The 21,631-nt window shown below is 45.4% G+C and carries 11 protein-coding genes; all 11 read left to right on the forward strand.

All coding sequences use genetic code 11. From position 1 onward, the window contains the following. Positions 1 to 254 precede the first annotated feature (254 nt). The 11 genes from ACHWSC_RS07760 (at position 255) to ACHWSC_RS07810 (ending at position 21,410) form a co-directional block, all read left to right on the forward strand. Positions 255 to 3,446 carry a TonB-dependent receptor gene (locus tag ACHWSC_RS07760; RefSeq protein WP_346069615.1) on the forward strand — a complete coding sequence of 1,064 codons (3,192 nt, stop codon included), beginning with the start codon at positions 255 to 257 and terminating at the stop codon, positions 3,444 to 3,446. 13 nt (positions 3,447 to 3,459) lie between these two features. Beyond that, the gene (locus ACHWSC_RS07765; protein ID WP_182983600.1) at positions 3,460 to 5,385 is read left to right on the forward strand and encodes a RagB/SusD family nutrient uptake outer membrane protein; all 1,926 of its coding nucleotides are present in this window, start codon (positions 3,460 to 3,462) and stop codon (positions 5,383 to 5,385) included. Positions 5,386 to 5,410: 25 nt separating this feature from the next. Next, entirely contained in the window at positions 5,411 to 6,598 is a 1,188-nt protein-coding gene (locus tag ACHWSC_RS07770; protein ID WP_182983601.1) for a DUF5000 domain-containing lipoprotein, read from the forward strand. A gap of 20 nt (positions 6,599 to 6,618) precedes the next feature. Then, a complete protein-coding gene (locus ACHWSC_RS07775; protein WP_394676373.1) occupies positions 6,619 to 7,797 on the forward strand; it encodes a DUF4998 domain-containing protein in 1,179 nt (392 codons plus the stop codon). An 11-nt stretch (positions 7,798 to 7,808) separates the two neighbouring features. Further along, entirely contained in the window at positions 7,809 to 9,830 is a 2,022-nt protein-coding gene (locus tag ACHWSC_RS07780) for an alpha-galactosidase (protein WP_394676374.1), read from the forward strand. Between the two features lie 13 nt (positions 9,831 to 9,843). After that, positions 9,844 to 10,884 (forward strand): GntR family transcriptional regulator, encoded by a 1,041-nt coding sequence (locus tag ACHWSC_RS07785; protein ID WP_394676375.1) that lies wholly within the window; start codon positions 9,844 to 9,846, stop codon positions 10,882 to 10,884. Positions 10,885 to 10,900: 16 nt separating this feature from the next. Continuing rightward, positions 10,901 to 12,496, forward strand: coding sequence for a solute:sodium symporter family transporter (locus ACHWSC_RS07790; RefSeq protein WP_394676376.1), 1,596 nt, complete (start codon positions 10,901 to 10,903; stop codon positions 12,494 to 12,496). Between the two features lie 34 nt (positions 12,497 to 12,530). Continuing rightward, entirely contained in the window at positions 12,531 to 14,759 is a 2,229-nt protein-coding gene (locus ACHWSC_RS07795) for a glycosyl hydrolase family 95 catalytic domain-containing protein (protein WP_394676377.1), read from the forward strand. A gap of 12 nt (positions 14,760 to 14,771) precedes the next feature. Then, entirely contained in the window at positions 14,772 to 16,970 is a 2,199-nt protein-coding gene (locus tag ACHWSC_RS07800) for an alpha-galactosidase (protein ID WP_394676378.1), read from the forward strand. A 96-nt stretch (positions 16,971 to 17,066) separates the two neighbouring features. Beyond that, positions 17,067 to 19,052, forward strand: coding sequence for a sialate O-acetylesterase (locus tag ACHWSC_RS07805; RefSeq protein ID WP_394676379.1), 1,986 nt, complete (start codon positions 17,067 to 17,069; stop codon positions 19,050 to 19,052). A 6-nt stretch (positions 19,053 to 19,058) separates the two neighbouring features. Beyond that, the gene (locus ACHWSC_RS07810; protein ID WP_394676380.1) at positions 19,059 to 21,410 is read left to right on the forward strand and encodes a glycosyl hydrolase family 95 catalytic domain-containing protein; all 2,352 of its coding nucleotides are present in this window, start codon (positions 19,059 to 19,061) and stop codon (positions 21,408 to 21,410) included. Positions 21,411 to 21,631: the final 221 nt, after the last annotated feature.

The following is a 21,631-nucleotide window of genomic DNA, read 5'->3' on the forward strand; positions in this document are numbered from 1 at the left end:
AAATTTTTTAAATTATTTATTAAGCGGGGTGTATAATCAGCCATGATTATACATCCCGCTTTATTTTTCCCCTATTTCCTCGTGGTAAATAGTGGCTCGCTAGCCTGGTTATGACACACAGCCTGAACCTATTATTGTAAAAAATATTTGCCCATGTCAGAAAATGTTTTTACTATTGTAAAGTAGTATAGAATAGTATAGATTACTAACCGCTATACTATAAACTAATAACCAATCTATAAGAAGACCAATTTATGATCTACCACATGTATTACCGAATCTGTAAATGGCAGCGATGTAGTCTTGTCTTCCTTTTTCTTCTGCTAACGGGCTTTGTAAACGCACAGTCCAAATCATTTGAATTAAGAGGAGTTGTATTAGATAGTGTCGGACATTTACCCATTTCCAACGTTACAATTGCCTTCGTGGGAAAGAATGCAGTTGTATCAACGGATGCACAGGGGCAGTTCCTGATCAAAGATGTACACCTCAATGATCAGCTTGTCCTGACTTCAGTCGGATTCGACCGAAAAACTGTTCAGGTCACCAGTACCAACCGGATGACCATCTTTCTGTCTTCATCAAGTTCAAACCTGGATGAAGTGACTGTCGTCGCTTATGGCACACAGAAGAAAACGAGTATGGTCGCTTCGATCACCTCGATCAATCCAAAAGAAATTAAAGGCCCTACCTCCAATCTGACCACCATGCTGGCAGGTCGGGTAGCGGGTTTAATTGCGTATCAGCGTAGTGGCGAACCCGGAAATGATAATGCCTCGTTCTTTATTCGTGGTGTCGGGACCTTTGGTGCCGGAAAAAAAGACCCTTTGATTCTCATCGATGGGATGGAATCGAATACAACAGCTTTAGCGCGGCTTCAGCCCGATGATATTGCTGGTTTTTCGGTGCTGAAAGATGCGGCCGCCTCTGCATTGTATGGTGCCAGAGGTGCAAATGGTGTGGTCCTGGTGAATACCAAAAGTGGTATCGTGGGAAAGGCAAAATTTAATGCGCGTTTCGAAAACTCCATTTCTACCAATACACGAAATTTCCAATTTGCCGATAACATTACCTACATGAACCTGGCAAATGAAGCGGTATTGACGCGCAATCCTAAAGGGGCTTTGCCTTATGACCAAAATAAAATCGATCATACCGCAAGGGGCGACGATCCGCTGCTTTATCCGAATAATAACTGGATCGATCAATTGATTAAAGATTATACCAACAACCAGCGCTTCAATTTCAACGTAACTGGTGGGGGAAACCTGGCACAATATTATGTCGCCGGTACTTTCAACAATGACAGGGGAATTTTGAAATCGGAAAGCGGTAATAATTTTGACAATAACATTAACCTCAAAAATTATTCGATACGTTCCAATATCACTTTAAATGTAACCCCGACGACCATAGGAATTATCCGTACTTCGGCACAATTTGACGATTATAAGGGACCCATCGGTGGTTATGATGATTGGGGCAATTTGATCAATGGTGGCCAACGGGTATTTAAAGAGGCGATCTGGTCCAATCCGGTGATGTTCCCCGCAGTCTATCCAGCTTCTTACGCACCGTTTACAACCCATCCGCTCTTCGGAAATAGCTTTATACCGACGACAAAGACTTTGTACAATAACCCTTATGCCAAGATGGTCAACGGTTTTCAGGAATACAATAGTTCAACAGTCAATGTACAACTGGAGCTGAAACAGAACTTTGATTTTATCACAAAAGGTTTGTCGGCCCGTTTGATGGCTTATACACAACGGTACTCGTATTTTTCAGTACGCAGAAGCTTTGAACCCTTCTACTATAATCTGCTGAAAATACCGGGTACAAACAATACGGTATTGAGCTTGCTGAATGAAAACCAGGGAACGGAATACCTGGACTACAGCCAAGGCGATAGGATACAGAATACAACGACCTATGGCGAATTTGCGGTCAATTATAACCGAACCATCGGAAAGGATCACGACATCACGGGTATGCTCATCGGTATCATGCGCAATTATCAGACAGCAAATGGAGGCAATTTACAGGCTTCTCTGCCAGCACGTAACATTGGTGTGTCTGGACGCGCAACGTATGCGTATAAAAATAAATACCTTTTCGAAGCAAACTTTGGTTACAACGGTTCCGAGCGCTTTTCTAAAGATAAACGATTTGGCTTTTTCCCCTCTTTTGGGGTAGGTTGGAACCTCCAGGAAGAGCCGATGTTTGAGTTTATGACACCGGTGGTATCTCGTTTAAAACTACGGGCAACTTATGGTTTGGTGGGTAACGACCAGATCGGTAACGACCGCGACCGCTTTTTCTATTTATCACAGGTTAATCCAAATGACGGCGGAAAAGGATTTTCCTGGGGAAATCTTTGGGATTATACCAGACCGGGTTATTCCATCTCGCGTTACGCCAATCCCAATATTACTTGGGAGCGTGCCAAAACATTTGATGCAGGTTTTGACCTGAATCTTAAAAATGGATTGGGTGTTGTCTTCGACTATTACAATTCCAAGCGAAGTGATATCTTAATGGTACGCTCAACGATTCCGACGACTGCAGGTTTTCAGGCCGATATTCAATCCAATATGGGCAAGGCGGAAAGCAAGGGATTTGACCTGGCGCTGGATTACAACAAATCCTTTGCAAATACCTGGTGGACGCAGTTGCGCGGTAATATGACCTATGCGACCAATCGCTTGCTGACCAACGAAGAGCCAAACTATCCGGCAAATTTATCTTACCTGACACACTTAGGGTATCCGATTAAACAACAATATGGTTTGATCGCCGAACGCTTATTTGTAGATGATATTGAAGCCGATAACTCGCCATTGCAAAATTTTGGTGGTGCATTGAAAACAATGGGCGGTGATATCAAATACCGTGACATTAACGGTGATGGCAAAATAACTGATCTGGATAAAGTGCCCATCGGTTTTCCAACGGATCCTGAAATTATCTACGGTATGGGATTCACCGTCGGTTTCAAAGGATTTGATGTCAGTGCTTTCCTACAAGGCTCTGCACGTTCATCGTTTTTTATCAATCCCGGAAATATCACGCCTTTCGCCATCAATGGCCCCTATCAAAACGGGCTGTTAAAACAGGTGGCCGATAGTCACTGGTCGGAAGATAATCAGGATATCCGTGCATTTTGGCCACGATTGACCGACGGATTCAATAACAACAATAATCAATTCTCGACCTGGTGGATGCGCAATGGTGCCTTCCTTCGCCTAAAATCTGTTGAATTGGGTTATACAGTACCAAAGAAGATCCTGGATCGCTGGAAGATGTCCAATATCCGCATTTATACCAATGCCCTGAATCTTGCCGTATGGAGCAAATTTAAAATGTGGGATCCTGAAATGGGTGGTGATGGTTTGGGTTACCCGGTTCAGGCGGTATATAATATCGGAATCAATGTAGGATTATAAAAAACAATGTATCATGAAAAAGTTAACTGTATTTAAATCGATGGTGGTATCAGGTCTATTGTTTTTTCAATCCTGCAACTATTTGGATGTCGTACCCGACAATGCCCCCACAATAGATAATGCCTTTACCATGCGTAGCGAAGCAATCAAATATCTGGCAACCTGCTATTCTTATTTGCCCAATGACGGTGAACCGACTATAAATCCCGCTTTTATGGCAGGAGATGAGCTCTGGCTGGATTACCCAACGCGGAGTATCAACGGGACAAACTGGAATATCGCTCGTGGCAATCAAAGTGTCACCGATCCTTATGTCAACTACTGGGACGGACATATAATCAATAATGTTCGCGAACGGTCGATGTTCAATGCCATTCGCGACTGTAATATCTTTTTGGAAAACATTCAAAATCCCGAAAAGGTACGCGATATGACGCAAGACGAACGTACCACCTGGGAGGGTGAGGTGCTGTTCTTAAAAGCCTATTATCATTTTATGCTGATGCGTCATTATGGACCTATTCCCATTATGGATGTCAATGTTCCTGTCACAGCACCAATTGAGGAGACACAGGTAAAGCGTCAGCCGATCGACCAGGTAGCGGATTATATCGTGAAGGTACTGGATGAGGCCGCAAGTAAGCTGCCAAGTGCGGTGCAGTCGCCAGTAACTGATCTGGGGCATATCACAAAACCGATTGCCTTAGGCATCAAGGCGAAAGTCCTATTATATGCAGCAAGCCCATTATTCAATGGTAATACGGATTATGCAACCTTTAAAAATGTAGACGGCACCTTATTTTTTAATCAGAGCTTCCAAGCCGAGAAATGGCGTAAAGCAGCGCAGGCTGCAAAAGAAGCAATTGCTGCCTGCGAGGAGCTGGGCATGAATCTATACGAATTTCCAACACCGGTACGCCCACTGTCGAATACTACAATGATTCAGATGAGCATTCGTAACGCTGTGACGGAAAAATGGAACCGCGAGATCATCTGGGGGAATTCGAATTCGCGCACATGGCAGCTGCAGTACTCGTCCATGGCGCACATCGATCCGAATAATGCCGGCAATAACAGCGTCAACGGTACCTTGGCCCCGACAATTAAAATCATTGAACAGTTTTATACGAAAAACGGGGTGCCGATGGATGAAGACAAAACCCTTGATTTTAGCAATAAAAACCAATTGCGTGCCGGAACGCATGACGAGCGCTTCAACAATATCGAAAATTACCGAACAGCGCGTTTGCATTTTGACCGTGAAAATCGTTTCTACGCCAATGTGGGCTTTGACGGTGGGGTCTGGTACATGGAAAACAGCCCAAGTCAGACAGACGAAAATACCTGGACAACACAGCTTCGTTTAGGTCTATTTGGTAGTGGTGTTTCCGTGCCGATCACAACCTATTACCCAAAGAAGCTGGTCAACTGGAAATTTGCCTTTAAGGATGGAAACAGCTCGCATATCGAAGAGTATCCTTGGCCTATGCTACGGCTTGCCGACCTGTATCTGATGTATGCGGAGGCGCTGAACGAAAGTGAAGGACCGACAGCCGATGTATTCCTCTATCTCGATAAAATTCGCAAGCGCGCCGGTCTGGAAGGGGTGAAAGAATCCTGGGCAAAGTATGCTTTCAATAGCGCCAAACCGACGACAAAAGAAGGGCTCCGTGCAATTATACAACGTGAACGTAATATTGAGATGAGCTTTGAAGGTTCCCGCTTTTGGGATTTGAGACGCTGGAAGCTTGCCGCGCAGGAACTCAACAAAAATATCACGGGCTGGGATCGCAATCAGGATAAGGACCATCCGGAGCTTTTCTATCAGGAACAGACCTTCTATCAACAACGATTCGTGGCACCAAGGGACTATTTTTGGCCGATTAAAGAAAGCGATCTGTTGGTCAACCCGAATTTGGTACAAAATCCAGGCTGGTAATTAGCGTATTAAATTGAAGAAAATCATGAAAAAACGAATATATCGCAATAGTATCTATGTCATGGCTGGCCTGCTGTTTTTACTGCTCGGCTGTAAAGAGGAAAAGGGCTGGACCTTAATGGAAGACGACCAGACCAAACCGGGACTGGTACAGCATCCCTCCGTCGTGAATGGTTATGGACAGGCAACCATACATTATAGCCTTCCGGAGAATGACAACATACTTTATGTCAAAGCCGAATACGTGATGGCGAGTGGCGCCACCCGTGTTGTCAAATCATCGACGTACACCAATGAGATCTTAATTGATGGATTCCCCGATACTAAGCCGCAAACCGTTAAATTATACGCGGTAAGCAAGGCTGAGGTTGTGTCGGATCCCGTAGATGTCATTGTTGAACCGAAGACGCCGATCTTTAATCTGGTGTTTGGTGAGATGAAAGTAACAGCTGCCTTTGGCGGTATCCGCATTACCTCGACCAATAAGGAAAAAGGAAATGTGGTAATCGTACCGATGGTAGACTCGCTCAACAATGGGGAGTACCTGCCCTTAGATAACTACTATGGACAGGATTCCATCATCCTATATAATGTCCGTGGATTGAAATCCAAAGAAATGAAGTTCGCATTTTATGTCCGTGATCGCTGGTTAAATAAATCCGATACGCTGTACACGTCGATTACGCCATTGGAGGAAAATCTGTTTAACCGGCAATTGTTTACGCCATTACGCTTGCCTGGAGATGCGCAAATCCTCTACGGTTCTATGGATAATCTATGGGATGGCAATCTCAATACGGGCAAATGGCCAAGCTTTTATACGGTAGAGAATGCCGGGGTACCGCAATCGGTCACTTTCTCGATCGGTAGAGAAGCAAAACTAAGCCGCGTGGTGATCTTTCCGAGACGGGAAAATGGCTTCTACGATAAGGGAAATTTACGTGATTTTGAGATCTGGGGAAGCAATACGCCGAATTTGGATGGCTCTTGGGAGTCCTGGGCCAAACTGGCTACCTGCACGGTACGTAAACCATCGGGAACACCGTCGGGAACAAATACCAATGCAGACGAAGTGTATGGTACCTCTGGCTGGTCATTTGATCTACCGGAAGATGCTCCGAAATACAAATACCTGCGCATTCGCAATCTGCGCAATTGGCGGGGTAGTTATTTTATGCAGATTAACCAAATTCAGGTATGGGGCGTTTATTAATCAATTTAAAAAGCAAAGTTATGAAAAGATATATCGTATTGCTGTCTTTGTTTATCGTGGCGCTGTTGGCGGCTTGTTCCAAAATGGACGAGTTTACCGAGTACACAGACGGGAAAGCAATTATCTACCCGGCAAAGCTCGACTCGATTAGAGTTCGTTCGGGAAAATACCGTATACAAGTAGAAGGTGTCTATAGGGCTTCCTCGGGTGTGTCTGAGCTACGGATCTATTGGAACAGTAAGCAGGATTCGATGAAAATACCGGTCAAACTGACGGGTAAGGTGGATACCGTACGTTATTTAATCGACAAACTGCCTGAAGGGCCTATGAATTTAGAAATTCGTAGTGTGGACGCCGCAGGGCGCTTTTCTGTTCCGACCTATGTGGTGGGGAACGTATATGGCGATCGTTATCGCGAAGGACTTTACCAACGTGTGGTACTCGAACAGAATTTTATTGCTGGACAGCAACTGCAATTGGGTTTGCAAAATGTATCGGAAACCATGGGCTTTGATGGACTGCGTATCGCGTATAGAAATTGGGATGGTGGCACCACAGATACCGTGGTGCGTACTAAAAATCAGGATGAAAAGATTGGTCTTCAACGCTATCTTCCTGGTGCCGAAGTTTCGTATCGCACCGTGTTCAGACCAGATAGTTCGGCCATCGATACCTTTATGGTTAAATCGACCAAATTGGCTGTGAAAAAAGACAATATCACACCTTGGTACCTCCAGAATTACAAAACACCATTTACAGCGACGGTCTATGACGGCAATCGCTGGGGAGTTTTGGACAACTGGATGACAAACGCCGCCATGAAAAACCATAACGGTTACGGTGGTTTTGGATCGGACGATGGCGGTGTGGTCAACATAGAAGCAGGCTGGGGAGCTCCGGCTATCGTAAATGGTAAAATAGAGCAAAAAGTAACCTTATTACCCGGTAAGTATCGTTTTTTTTGTAACTTATCCTGGACAAATTATGATCAACCACCAGCAAAACTGGTTGTTAGCAAAGCAAACAGTGGAATTCCAGATCTTGAGCAGATTCAACAGGCAATGGCCCATGCTGATGTTAAATCAGATGGCGTTTATTTTGAAATCAAAGAAAAGGTTACGGTCAATATGGGAATGCTGGTCAATTTTCAACCTGACCATTACATGAAGATCAACGCTTTTCAAATCAATTTACAATAATATCAAGCAGAATGAAGACAGTTATTTTCGCGCTAAGTTTTATGCTATGTACCTTCATGTTATACGCGCAGCCTTTTCAGGTCAAGAAAAACGGCCTAACGTTGACTTATAACAAACAAGATGGAACATACTCACTAAGTAAAGATCAAGTCGCCTATATACATCAAGCAAGTGCCTATCTGGCACTTGCTAATGGACAAAAAATTAGCACTGATAAACTGAAAGGAACCCGCAGCGTCACAGAAAAGCCTATTCAGGATAATTTGGGCAAAGGTATACAGTATACCATTTCTGTTAAAACCCAACAGGGCATCACATTGCTGCAGCATTTTTATTTCTACGACACAATAGATGGTGTCATCCTTGAGCTGGAAGTTAGGGGTAAAAATATAGCCAGTAATGAACTTGTGCCGATCTGGTCAAATGCTTCAATTGCCGGTCTAGGAAAATCCTTGTATCAGCTGGCTGTTCCTTTTGATAACGATACGTTTATTTCGTATGAAAACAATGTCCTTGCAATGGATAGTAAGCGCAGCGCCGAGGTCGGTGTTGTATACGACAAGGACAGCGGAAAAGGTCTGTTGATTGGTTCATTGGATCAATCCGTCTGGAAATCGGGTATCGCGATCGAAGGAGATCAGGGGAAATATACTCACCTGGCAGCACAGGCGGGATTTACAGATGTAACTATTACACGTGATTCCATGGCGCACGGGACGGTAAAGGGGGATGTCATTCGCTCCCCAAAATACCTCGTGTCTTACGACAAGGATTGGCGCATTGGGCTCGAAAACTATGCTAAAATACACCGGAAGCTATCGCCGGCCTATGTGAAATCGTGGCAAGGAGCCACACCTGTCGGCTGGAACAGCTGGGGTGTGATACAGGAAAAACTTAATTTTCAGAATGCCACAGGCACAGCAGACTATTTCGCAAAAGATATTCCTTATTTCCGGAACGCAGATGGCGAGGCTTTTATAGATCTTGACTCTTTTTGGGATAATATGACGCCGGGAGGTATGTCAGGCGACTACACGCAGCTGAAGCAATTTGTTCGCTATTGTGATTCTTTGGGCCTCAAACCCGGTGTGTATTGGGCTCCTTTTACAGACTGGGGGCATGGAAGTGGCCCCGACCGCAAGGCAGAGGGAAGCCAGTTTACCTTTGGTCAGCTTTGGACCAAAACCCAAAAAGGCTACCACAATTTAGACGGTGGCCGGGCTCTTGATCCGACACATCCCGGTACGTTGGCCCGTATGGATGTGATCTTGGGCAAATTGGTCGACTGTGGCTTCCGAATGATCAAGGTCGATTTCCTCTCTCATGCGGCAATCGAATCCACAGGTTTTTACGATAAGAAAATTCAGACAGGTATGCAGGCTTATGCTGTGGGGATGAAACATCTCGTCGACGTGCTGCAGGGTAAAATGTTGATCTATGCCGCAATTTCACCATCCCTGGCGACAGCCCAATTTGCACACATGCGCAGAATAGCCTGCGACGCCTGGAAGACGATCGATCAAACTCAATATACGCTAAACAGCGTTAGTTACGGCTGGTGGCAAACTTATCTTTACGATTTTATCGATGCCGACCACCTGGTCTTTCATGATGAAAGCCCCGAAGTCAATAAGGCAAGATTGCTTTCCGGTGTGGTAACGGGGACCATTATCCTTGGTGATGACCTATCGAAAAAAGAAAACTGGCAGCCAAAGATGAATCAATATCTGCAGGATCCCGAAATTCTAAAAATTATAGCCGACGGTAAAAGCTTCCGTCCGGCAGGATTTGTAGAAGGAAAAGCAGCAAATACGTATTATTACAAAAAGATTGGAACAACGCTGTATGTGGCCGTATTTAATTACAATACAGCCCCGGCAGCAATAAACATAGATTTTAAACAGATTGGCCTGGAGCCAAATACAACCTATAAGGCGGTGGAACTGTTTGAAAAAACAGCGCAGGAATTTACTGCTAAAAATCCCATTGCCTTTGAGCAAGCAGGAGCAAAATTGCTTGAGATTGCTCTTTAGTTAATAATATTATATGAAGATAACCAAAGAAGAACAGTTTAAGGCGTTGATCGATCGGATCAAACGATTGGAAGCTTTAAATGGGCTTTCGAAACATGAATGTATCGTACAGGGCGTGTTGGATGCCATTGATGCCAATGAACTGGAGGTGCACGCCAGTTTGCCTTCTGTCAATAACTTGATCCAATACCTAGGCTATGCACGCGAAACCTTTGCCAAAGCTTACCGCGACCTGATTGCTCATGGCGTGGTGGAATCCAAAAATAGAAAAGGATATTTTGTAGTCAGTAATAATACGCAGTTGAAACAGAAAGTTGCCGTCTTGTTATATGCTTACGATACTTTTCAGGATACCTTGGTATCCGAATTGCGGACCAATCTTCCGGAGGAAGTGACGGTCGATCTTTTTTTCCATCACAACAATATGGAAACCTTTGAAGATATTTTCAATCGTATTCAGGGACGCTATACGGTATATATTGTCGCTCCGATTGAAAATGCCGATTCTGAGCGTTTATTGCGAAATATTCCTGTGTCAAAACTATTGATTATCGACCGGCTGATGGATTTGGGCGCGGAATATTCTTATGTTTCTCAGGAATTTGAAGCAGCCACCTATGCCGTATTCCAGCAACTACAACCAAAGATCAAAAAGTATAAAGAAGTGATCTTCTATTTTAGGGAAAATACAGCCGAACCCAATGAAATCAAAAATGCTTTCTTACGCTTTCTGAAAGACCATAAGATAAAAGGACGTATCGAAAAGCAGTACCATGTAGGGGATCTAAAAAAAGGGAAACTGTATTTTACCATTCACAATCCGGAGCTCTATCAGATGTTAAAAGAGGTGCTGCAAAAGGGCTGGACCTTGGGCGAGGATCTGGGGATTTTATCGCATAATGATGATGTCATCAAAGAGATTATCAGCGGTGGTATTACCACCTTTTCGACAAGTTTTGCACGTATCGGATCGGAAGCAGCCAAGTTTGTGCTCGAAAGAACATTGATCCGGGAAGTGGTGCCGACAACATTGGCAGATCGCGGCTCTGTATAAAAAAGAAAGTTTTACGATGATAATTTTTAGTTTTTGTCTTTTTACCGGTTTGGTTGCGCTATGGTCCTTATGGAAATTTAAGACCACCTATTCCACGACGCTCAACGGCTTCTTTCTTGCTGGAAAGAGCAATAGCTTTTGGATGGTTGGTTCAGCCTTGCTGTTGACAAACTTGAGCGCCAACCAGTTTATAGGTGAAAACGAATCGGTTTATATCAATAATCTTTCAGTTATCGGCTGGGGCATTAGTTCCGTTGTTGCCATGCTTTTGGTATCGGAGTTTCTGCTACCTATTTATTTTAAGCATGGCTTTCGGACGGTTCCGGATTTCTTGGCGCTGCGATTTGACACCAAAACAAAAATGCTGGTTTCTATCCTCATCTTGATTGGATATATTGTCAATTTGCTGCCTCCTGTATTGTATGGTGGAGCATTGAGCCTTGCGACCATGTTTGATGTCCCGGCACTATTACATATTACGTACTGGCAGAGCATCTGGTTGCTGGTATGGGCTTTAGGCGTGATAGGTAGTTTATATAGTATTTTGGGTGGTCTCAAGCTGATTTCCTTATCAGATTTAAGCTTAGGCTTATGTCTGTTTTTACTTGCTGTGCTCATTCCTGTTTTTGCGCTCTGGCACCTTGGAGGTGGCGATATCTGGTCGGGTCTAGCGCAGTTACTGCATGAAAAAAAAGAGCACCTCAATGCTGTCGGCGGAAAGCATGATGCGGTCCCGTTTTCGACCTTATTTACGGGAATGCTGCTGATCAATTTCTATTACTGGGGGATGGAACCCTATATTGCACAGCAGACCCTGAGTGCTAAGAATTTAAAGGAGGCCCAAAAAGGGATGACCTTGGCTGCGGGTGGTAAGCTCCTTATGCCCTTGCTGATCAATCTGCCGGGGCTTTTGGCTGTGCATCTGTTGCCGCATGTACAGCCTACGGCTTCTGTTTTTCCGAAACTTATTGTTTTAATTTTCCCCGATATCCTGATCGGTTTTTCTTTGGCCTTGGTCTTTGGCGCTGCGATGACAACGTATACCGCAGGACTGCAGAGCTGCGGCAGTTTATTTATTTTTAATATTTACAAACCCTATCTGGCTTATAGAAAGAGACCATACAGTGAAAAGGAATTGGTGCGAAAAGGAAAATTGTTCGAATTGATTATTTCAATTTCAGCGATGTTTATTGCCCCTTTTATCCTTTTTGCCCACGATGGATTTTATACCTATTTACAGACCGTATCGGGCTTATTTAATATGCCCATTTTCACCATTATGATCTTGGGGATTTTATCCCGCCGTGTGACACCGCGCATGGCACAGATTGGATTGTTTTTATACATGTTCAGTTATTTTTTTCTGGTGTTTGTCTGGAAAACAGAGCTACACTATCTGCACCTGTTCGCGCTGTTGTTTATCGCTGTGGCACTGGTCATTTGGGGGGGAAGTAAACTGAGCCAGCCAAACTATCTATCGGAGTATCAATTTGAGTTTTCGGGCCAGGATAAAGAAGCTTATTGGAAAGGCCGCTATGGTGTGGGCGCAATTTTGATTGTCCTGATGATTGTCATATACCTTGTTTTTTCACCTTTGGGCATTGCCCAATAAAATTGTATAAACCGCTATGTTGATGCACACAAAAATGAAATACGTTCTCTTAACACTCTTGATCATTTGTTTTGGCACTTCCCAGGCCCAACGGTATTATTTATGGGATGATCGACCTGCCAAAGATTGGATGACCGAAGCATACCCTATCGGAAATGGACGAATTGGCGCGATGATCTTCGCGGGCGTAAATCAGGAACATATTCAATTTAATGAAAATAGCCTCTGGACAGGTGATGAACAGGAAACAGGTGCCTATCAGGCTTTTGGTGATCTTTTTGTTCGCTTTGACTCCGACGTCAATAAATCCTTTACCGCTTATAGCCGGAAATTGAATTTGGATAAGGGCTTACATGAAATAGCCTATCAGCAGGATGGACAGCAAATCAATCGCCGGTATTTTGCGAGTCAGCCCGATCAGGTCATGGTATTTGAGTATGCGAACAGTAAAAAAGGGAAACTCAATGCCCAGATTGCACTTCAGGATGCACATGGGCAGCCGGTGCAGGCAGAAGATGGTCATCTGTGGTTTCAGGGAACGCTCGACAATGGCATGCGGTATGCCGCACAGGTACGCGTGCAGGTCGTCGGTGGTTCACTATCCAAAACGACAGATGAAAAAGGACAGGCTGTCCTTAACGTAAAATCTGCCGATCGAATTGTTCTGCTGCTGAGTGCCGCAACAGATTACGCCAATACACGGGCAACCAAATGGAAGTCGGCCGAAGAACCGATGAAGGTCAATGAACGTTATCTGCAGCAAGCGGAAAAATATGGCGTAAATAAGCTCCTGGCACGGCACGTTGCAGATTATACAGCGCTGTTTAACCGCGTTGAGCTTGATCTCGACCATAGCCAGCTGGACGCCAAGCAAACAACAAAAGCGCTGTTGGAGGCGTATAAAAAACAGCCGATCCCGGCTTTGGAAGCATTGGTATACCAATATGGACGTTACCTGCTGATCAGTTCCTCACGGAAAGGTGGTTTGCCTGCAAATCTGCAAGGGCTTTGGAACAACAGTAACAATCCACCATGGCGCTCAGATTACCATTCCAATATCAATGTACAGATGAACTATTGGCCTGCAGAAGTCGCTAATCTGCGTGAATCGGCCTGGCCTTACCTCGATTATATCAATAGCATGCGTGAGGTGAAAAAAATAAATACACAAAAGGAATTTCCGGGCGTAAGGGGCTGGACCGTAAAGACCGAAAATAATATCTTCGGTGGGGAGAGCTTTCTTTGGAATACCCCTGGAAGTGCCTGGTATGCACAGGCGCTCTGGGAGCATTATGCCTTTAACATGGACGAGAAATACCTACGCGAATTCGCGTATCCGATTTTAAAAGAAATAAGTGAGTTCTGGGATGATCGTTTGGTTCGAAGAGCAGACGGCACTGTGGTGGCGCCAAAGGGCTGGTCGCCGGAACATGGCCCCACAGAGGATGCCGTGAGCTATGACCATCAGATTATTTACGATCTCTTTAACAACTACATCCAGGCGAGCACAGTTTTAAATATGGACGCCGATTACCGTAAACATATCATGGCACTTCGCGATGCGCTGCTCAAACCCAAAATCGGTAAATGGGGACAGTTGCAGGAGTGGGAAACGGATCGTGATGATCCACAGGACAAGCATCGCCATGTTTCGCATCTGTTTGGTTTGTACCCCGGTAACCAATTCTCTGTTTTAAAAACACCGGAACTGGCCAAAGCTGCACGAGTTACGCTGACCGCGCGAGGCGACGAATCCACCGGTTGGTCCATGGCCTGGAAGGTGGCTTTTTGGGCCCGCTTGCAGGATGGGAATCACGCCTATAAAATCCTAACTAATTTCATTAACCTCGTTGGCGGCGATGGTATTGATTACAACAATGGCGGTGGCGTTTACGCCAACTTGCTCTGCGCACATCCACCTTTTCAGATTGATGGCAACCTGGGTTATGTGGCTGCGGTGAGTGAAATGTTGCTGCAGTCGCAGACGGATGTGCTGGAATTACTTCCTGCACTGCCTGATCGCTGGTCGGCCGGAACAGTCAAGGGACTCAAAGCTCGGGGCAATGTACACATCGAAAAGATGGAATGGAACAACAGCAGCATTAGGCAGCTTATTCTTTCATCGCCGCAAGATCAAACGATTCAGGTGTTAAGTCCTTCCCAATTGGCAGGTCTAAGTCCACAGCAGGAAATCAATGGTAAATACCTTTATAAGATTCAATTGAAAGCAAACAAAATAGTCAAGTTCGTTAACAAATCCTAAATCTATTTATATATGCCAACCCATCATTTTAAACATGTTGTACTCGGGCTTTTGATGACCCAGGGGCTTGTCCATCTGGAGGCACAGGCGCAGTCCAAACAGATTCCTATTGAAACCAGATCGAATGCCTTAGTGTTGGAGTACGATTCCACGAAAACACTGAAAATGCTCTATTACGGTGAAAAATTGAGTGATTCTAAAGAGTACTCGACCATTGCAAGTGGTTATAAGCAATTGACCGATTATAGTGGCCTCTCCAATGCGGCGTATACCCCCTCAGGTTCGAAAAACCTACTGGAACCAGCCATCAGTGTTGTTCATGCCGATGGTAACCGCTCCCTGGACCTGCGCTATGAAAAGCATGCGGTGAAAGACCTGGATGCCAATGTCAAACAGCTTGATATCACCCTAAAAGATCCGGTATACGATATTTATGTCGTTTTACACTACAAATCGTTTTTGAATGAAGATATCATTGAGCAGTGGGCAACGATCCAGAATAAGGAAAAGAAAGTCGTCACGCTGGAAAAATTTGCTTCGGCCAATCTGACCCTGCGCTCCAACGCGTATTGGCTACGGCAGTACCATGGCGACTGGGCAAAAGAAATGCAGGTGGACGAGGCTCCGTTAACACATGGCATTAAAGTGCTGGACAGTAAGCTCGGAACGCGCGCGAATTTATTCCAGCCACCTTCCTTTATGGTGTCACTGGGCAAGGCGGCATCCGAAGATGAAGGGACAGTACTGATGGCAAGCCTTGGGTATAGTGGAAATTTTAAGGTGGATTTTGAAGTGGATTACCTCAATAACCTACGTATCATTGCCGGCATAAATAACTATGCTTCCAATGTAAAATTAGCCAGCAACCAGGAGTTTACAACACCCAAATTGATCTATACCTTGTCGACGAAGGGAAAAGGCACCGCCTCCCGAAATCTGCACAATTGGGCCCGTAAATATCAGCTGCTGGATGGAAATGGCGAACGCCTGACTTTACTCAACAATTGGGAGGCGACCTACTTTGATTTTAATGAACAAAAATTAAAAGGTTTGCTCCAGGATACCAAAAAACTAGGCGTAGATCTATTTTTATTGGATGACGGCTGGTTTGGAAATAAATATCCGCGTAACAGCGATCATTCCAGTCTAGGAGATTGGCAACCGAACCGGACAAAACTGCCCAATGGTATCGCAACACTTGTCGAAGAAGCGACCAAGCAAGGCGTTAAATTCGGTATCTGGGTAGAACCCGAAATGGTTAGCCCCAAATCCGAACTCTACGAGCAACATCCGGATTGGGTTGTCAAACAGCCGCAACGGGAAGAACATTACTTCCGTAATCAGTTGATCCTGGATCTGACAAATCCCAAGGTGCAGGATTTTGTTTTCCAGATTCTGGACGACCTGTTTACCAAAAATCCGGCATTGGCCTATATCAAGTGGGATTGTAATGCGGTCATTTACAATGCGCATTCCGCATTTCTAAAAGACCAGGGTGCTTTCTATGTTTCTTATGTGGAAGGTCTTTATAAAGTGCTGGAGCGCATTCGTTCGAAGTATCCGAAAGTGCCGATGATGTTATGTTCGGGCGGTGGTGGTCGTGTGGACTATGCGGCACTTCGGTACTTTACCGAATTTTGGCCTTCGGACAATACAGACCCTCTGGAGCGTATTTTTATGCAGTACGAGTATTCGTACTTTTTCCCGGCAATCAGCACCTCAAACCATGTGACAGACTGGGGAAAACAGTCCCTCAAATTCCGTACGGATGTAGCCATGATGGGCAAACTGGGTTTTGATATTGTGGTGAGCCACCTGAAAGAACAGGATCTGTTATTCTGCCAGCAGGCGGTAAAGAATTACGACGCGCTTAAAGGAACAATATGGCATGGGGAGCAGTATCGTCTGGCCGATCCACGTGAAGGTGACTTTGCCGCCCTTAGCTACGTGAATAGCCAAAAAACCGAGGCTGTCATTTTCAACTACCTGGTCAATAACCGCTATGGTATCGGCACAACCGATCCTGTCCGTTTAAAAGGACTGGATGCCCAAAAGCAATACCGCGTGGAGGAAATCAACCTGTATCCGGGAACCAAGTCGAGCTTAGGTCAGGGACAAACTTATTCGGGCGACTACCTGATGAAAGTTGGCGTAAATCCAGACCTGAATAGCAATCGTCCCAGTGTTTTACTAAAAATATCGGCACTTTAAAAAATAACGGTGGTACATCTGAAGCTCCGACTCCAACAGCCGGGACTTTGGATGTGCCAAATGTATAAACCCAATTGAGCAACAAACTCAAAAATCATGATAAAACCTAAACAGTATAAACGGACTTTGTTGGCCCTGCTACTCAGCGTTGCCAGTGGATTTTCTACCCTACAGGCCAAAGTACAGCTGCCGGCTTTTATTGGCGACAATATGGTGCTGCAGCAGAAAGAAAAGGTCAAGATCTGGGGAACCAGTACCGCAGTCGGCAAGGAACTTAGCATAAACACCAGCTGGAACAACAAGAACTATCAGGTTGAGGTCGATCAGCAGGGAGGCTGGCAAGTCTATCTGGAGACACCGAAATACGGTGGACCCTACCAAATTACCATCAACGATGGTGATCAATTGATCCTAAAAAATATTCTGATCGGTGAAGTCTGGTTTTGTTCAGGACAGTCAAATATGGAAATGCCCCTGGCGGGCTGGGGTAAGATCAATAACTTTGAGCAGGAAATCAAAGCAGCCAACTTTCCCAATATTCGTATTTTGCAGATTCCAAAAGCAACCGCCAATCAACCTACCACCGCAGTGAAGGTCGAGTCCGGTGGATGGAATCCGGTGACGCCACAAAGTATTCCGGAGTTTTCGGCAACAGCCTATTTTTTTGCACGCGAGATCTACGAGAAAACAGGCATTCCCATTGGCCTAATCCATTCCTCCTGGGGCGGAACAATTATTGAAGCCTGGATGAGCCGGGAGGCACTTTCACCTTTTTCAACCTATACGGCGGCCATTGAAAAAATTCAACGTCCGGATGCACAGGAAATCTATGCGAAAGATCTGGCCGAATGGAATCGCGTCGCCGAGCAACAGGATCAGGTGAAGACAGCAACGCAAGACGAGTGGTTTGCCCCACAATTGGATAAAAGCAGCTGGTCGACGATTACTATTCCGAGCTTTTTTGACAAGAACCTGTTTCCGGGAATGGATGGTGTCGTTTATTTTGGCAAAGACGTTGAACTACCGGCACATTGGCAAGGTAAACCCCTCAAGTTGATTTTGGGAGCGATTGATGACAACGACATCACTTATGTCAATGGTACAAAAGTGGGTGAAACTGTCGGTTACGACCAGATTCGGAAGTATACGGTTCCTGCAACGGCCAACAACGGCAGCCTATTGCATATCGCCGTTCGCGTATTTGATGGAGCCGGCGATGGTGGAATATATGGTGGTACAGAACAACCGCGACTGGAAGGGCCAAATGGCGAACAGCTATCTCTCGTTGGAGACTGGAAATGTAAAGTAGGTTATGATCTGGCGAAGCTGCCGGCAAAACCTAATGCGATGGAGGGGCCCAACAGACCGACTGTGCTCTACAATGCCATGGTTAAACCTTTTGTGGATTTTAAAATAAAAGGCGCCATTTGGTATCAGGGTGAAAGTAACGCAGATTCAAAAGACGCTCCTTATCAGCAACTGCTGCCTGCACTGATTCAGGACTGGCGCCAGCAGTGGAACAATGAAAAGATGCCTTTTTATTTTGTTCAACTGGCCAACTTTAAAGCGAAAAGTGTAACACCGCAGCCTTCTTCCTGGGCGAGATTACGGGAAGCCCAGCGCCAAACACTCAAATTGCCTTATACAGGTATGGCTGTTATAACGGATATCGGCGATGCACAAGATATCCATCCGAAAAATAAGCAGGATGTCGGTAGAAGGCTTGGCTGGATCGCAACAGCGCAGCTCTATGGCAAGAAGATCCCTTATTCGGGTCCTGTCCTTCAGCATTGGACGACAAAAGCAGCAGAAATGGAACTTAGCTTTAACCCCATGGGCAAAAAGCTGGTGCTGAAAGGAGCGGATAACCGCAACGGTAGTTTCACAATTGCTGGTGCCGATCAGGTTTTTTATCCTGCAGAAGTCAAACAGGTCGGAAATAAGCTGATCGTATCTGCCAAAGAAGTACCATCTCCTGTCGCAGTGCGCTACGGCTGGGCCGATAACCCGGATCTGACTTTATACAACGAAGCCGGAATACCCGGATCTCCCTTCCGAACTGATGACTGGACAAAAAACTAAAACCACATGAATAGATCATCAAAAATAAATCTTCGGAAAGGTCAGTTACTCTGCACGCTTGTGGTTTTCTTTTTTTCGGGCAACTTATTTGGGCAAGTGCAGGGCGGCAAACTTTGGTATCGGCAGCCGGCAAAACAATGGGAGGAGACTTTACCACTGGGTAATGGAAAAATTGGTATGATGCCCGATGGTGGATTGAAGAATGACCATATTGTGCTCAATGATATCACCCTATGGTCGGGAAGCCCTCAGGATGCCAATAATTATGAGGCCAGCAGGTATTTGGATAGTATTCGAAATCTGATCAAAAGTGGGAAAAACGACCTTGCTCAGCGTCTGATAGACCAGCATTTTATCTGCAAGGGCCCCGGATCGGGCGGCAAGCAATGGGGCTGTTATCAAGTGCTCGGCAATCTGATGCTTGCCTTTGACGGACAAACGGATCTCAACGCAGTGCAGAACTATCGCCGGGAATTGGACCTCGATAAGGCGATGGCAAAAACAAGCTATGAGCACAAAGGCGTCAGGTATAGCCGCGAATATTGGACAAGCTTTGCTGATGACCTGGGCGTTATTCGTTTACAGAGCAGCAAAAAAGGACAGATTAGCTTGGAAATCAAGATTGACCGCCCCGAAAAGGCTACTACCAAGACCGAGGATGGCGAGCTTATTTTATTCGGACAATTGGACAATGGTGTGGACGGTAAAGGAATGCAGTTTAAAACACGTGTCCGCGCGCAGATAAAAGGAGGGAAACAGCTTGTAAAAGGACAATCTATTGTTATTCAACAGGCTGACGAGGTGCTAATTTACGTGGCAACAGATACTGATTTTAAAGGTAAGGATTTTGAGCGTGCGACAGCTGAAACGCTAACAAAGGCGTTGAAAAAATCCTATAGCCAGCAGTATGCCGAACATTTACGAAACTATTTGGCAAAGTTCAACCGTTTGTCGCTCCGATTAGGGCAGTCGAAAGACAACTTGCCGACCGATGAGCGTTTGGTGGCCTTCGGTAAAGAACCGGATCAAGATCCAGGATTAGCAGCTCTATTCTATCAGTATGGTCGCTACCTTAGTATCAGCAGTACGCGCTTAGGCTTGCTACCACCAAACTTACAGGGCTTATGGGCAAATCAGATTCAGACGCCCTGGAATGGGGACTACCACCTGGATATCAATGTGCAGATGAACCATTGGCACCTCGGTGCGGCCAATTTGGGCGAGCTCAATGAACCCTTGGTGGGGCTTGTGGAAGGCCTTATGGCCCCGGGGGCAAAAACCGCGAAAGCGTATTATAACGCACCGGGCTGGGTAGCCCATGTGATCACCAATGTATGGGGCTATACCGAACCCGGAGAGTCTGCTTCCTGGGGCATTGCCAATGCGGGCTCGGGTTGGCTCTGCAATAACCTTTGGGAGCATTACCTCTATACCGAAGATATGGACTATCTACGGCGGATATACCCGATTCTCTATGGGGCAGCACAGTTTTACTCCAGTGCCCTGACCGAACATCCAACCAAGGGCTGGCTGTTGACTTCGCCCTCTGTATCTCCCGAAAATTCCTTCAAGCTCCCGAATGGGCAGCAGGCAAATGTCACGATGGGACCAACGATAGATAATCAGATCGTACGCGAATTATTTGAAAATATCATCCATGCAGCGGGATTATTGGGCAAACAATCGGATCCTTTTTTAACGCAGGTTGCGGCGCAACTGAAACGCTTAGCACCAGCTGTGCAGCTAGGCAAAGATGGCCGCATCATGGAATGGATTGAAGATTATGAAGAGGTGGATCCGCAGCATCGGCATATCTCGCATCTGTACGGTTTGTATCCGGGCTATCTGATTCGTTATGATGAACATCCAGACTGGCAGCTTGCCGCTAAAAAAAGCCTAGATGTGCGGGGGGATGATGGACCGAGTTGGGCTATTGCTCATAAACTACTCTTTTGGACCAGATTGCATGAAGGCGAACGGGCTTATAAATTATTTCGGCAACTCATGACCCCACGTGTCGATACACATATCAATTATGGCGCCGGTGGTGGTGTTTACGCCAATTTGCTAACAGCAGGCCCCCCATTTCAGATCGATGGTAATTTTGGTGGAGCAGCTGGTATTGCTGAGATGCTGGTGCAGTCCCATCAGGATACGGTGTATCTTCTACCGGCGGTGCCTCAGGCCTGGAAAAAAGAAGGCCGGGTGAGGGGGATGCGCATCAAGGGAAATCACACACTAGATATGGAATGGAGAGATGGTAAGATACTGAACTATCAGATTTATTCACCCAAATCACAACAACTTAACGTATGTATAGATCATAACTGGATCGCCTATCGTACAAAAGAAAAATAACAAAACATAGCGTCCTCAACCGAATTGGATCATGCAATTTTTTGCATGATAGGGGATGCTTTGTGTCAAAAATTTCAAGATAAAAGCACCTTATAAACAAAAAAAGTAAATATGAAAACAGAAAAGACAAGACAATGGCCTTTGATCAAGGGCCTGTCCTTCGGTCCTGAGGCCAGTATAATGGCACTCTGTCTTTCGATAGCTGTACCCTACACGGGCTC

The sequence above is a fragment of the uncultured Sphingobacterium sp. genome (assembly GCF_964277905.1).
In the GTDB taxonomy this organism is placed as follows: domain Bacteria; phylum Bacteroidota; class Bacteroidia; order Sphingobacteriales; family Sphingobacteriaceae; genus Sphingobacterium; species Sphingobacterium siyangense.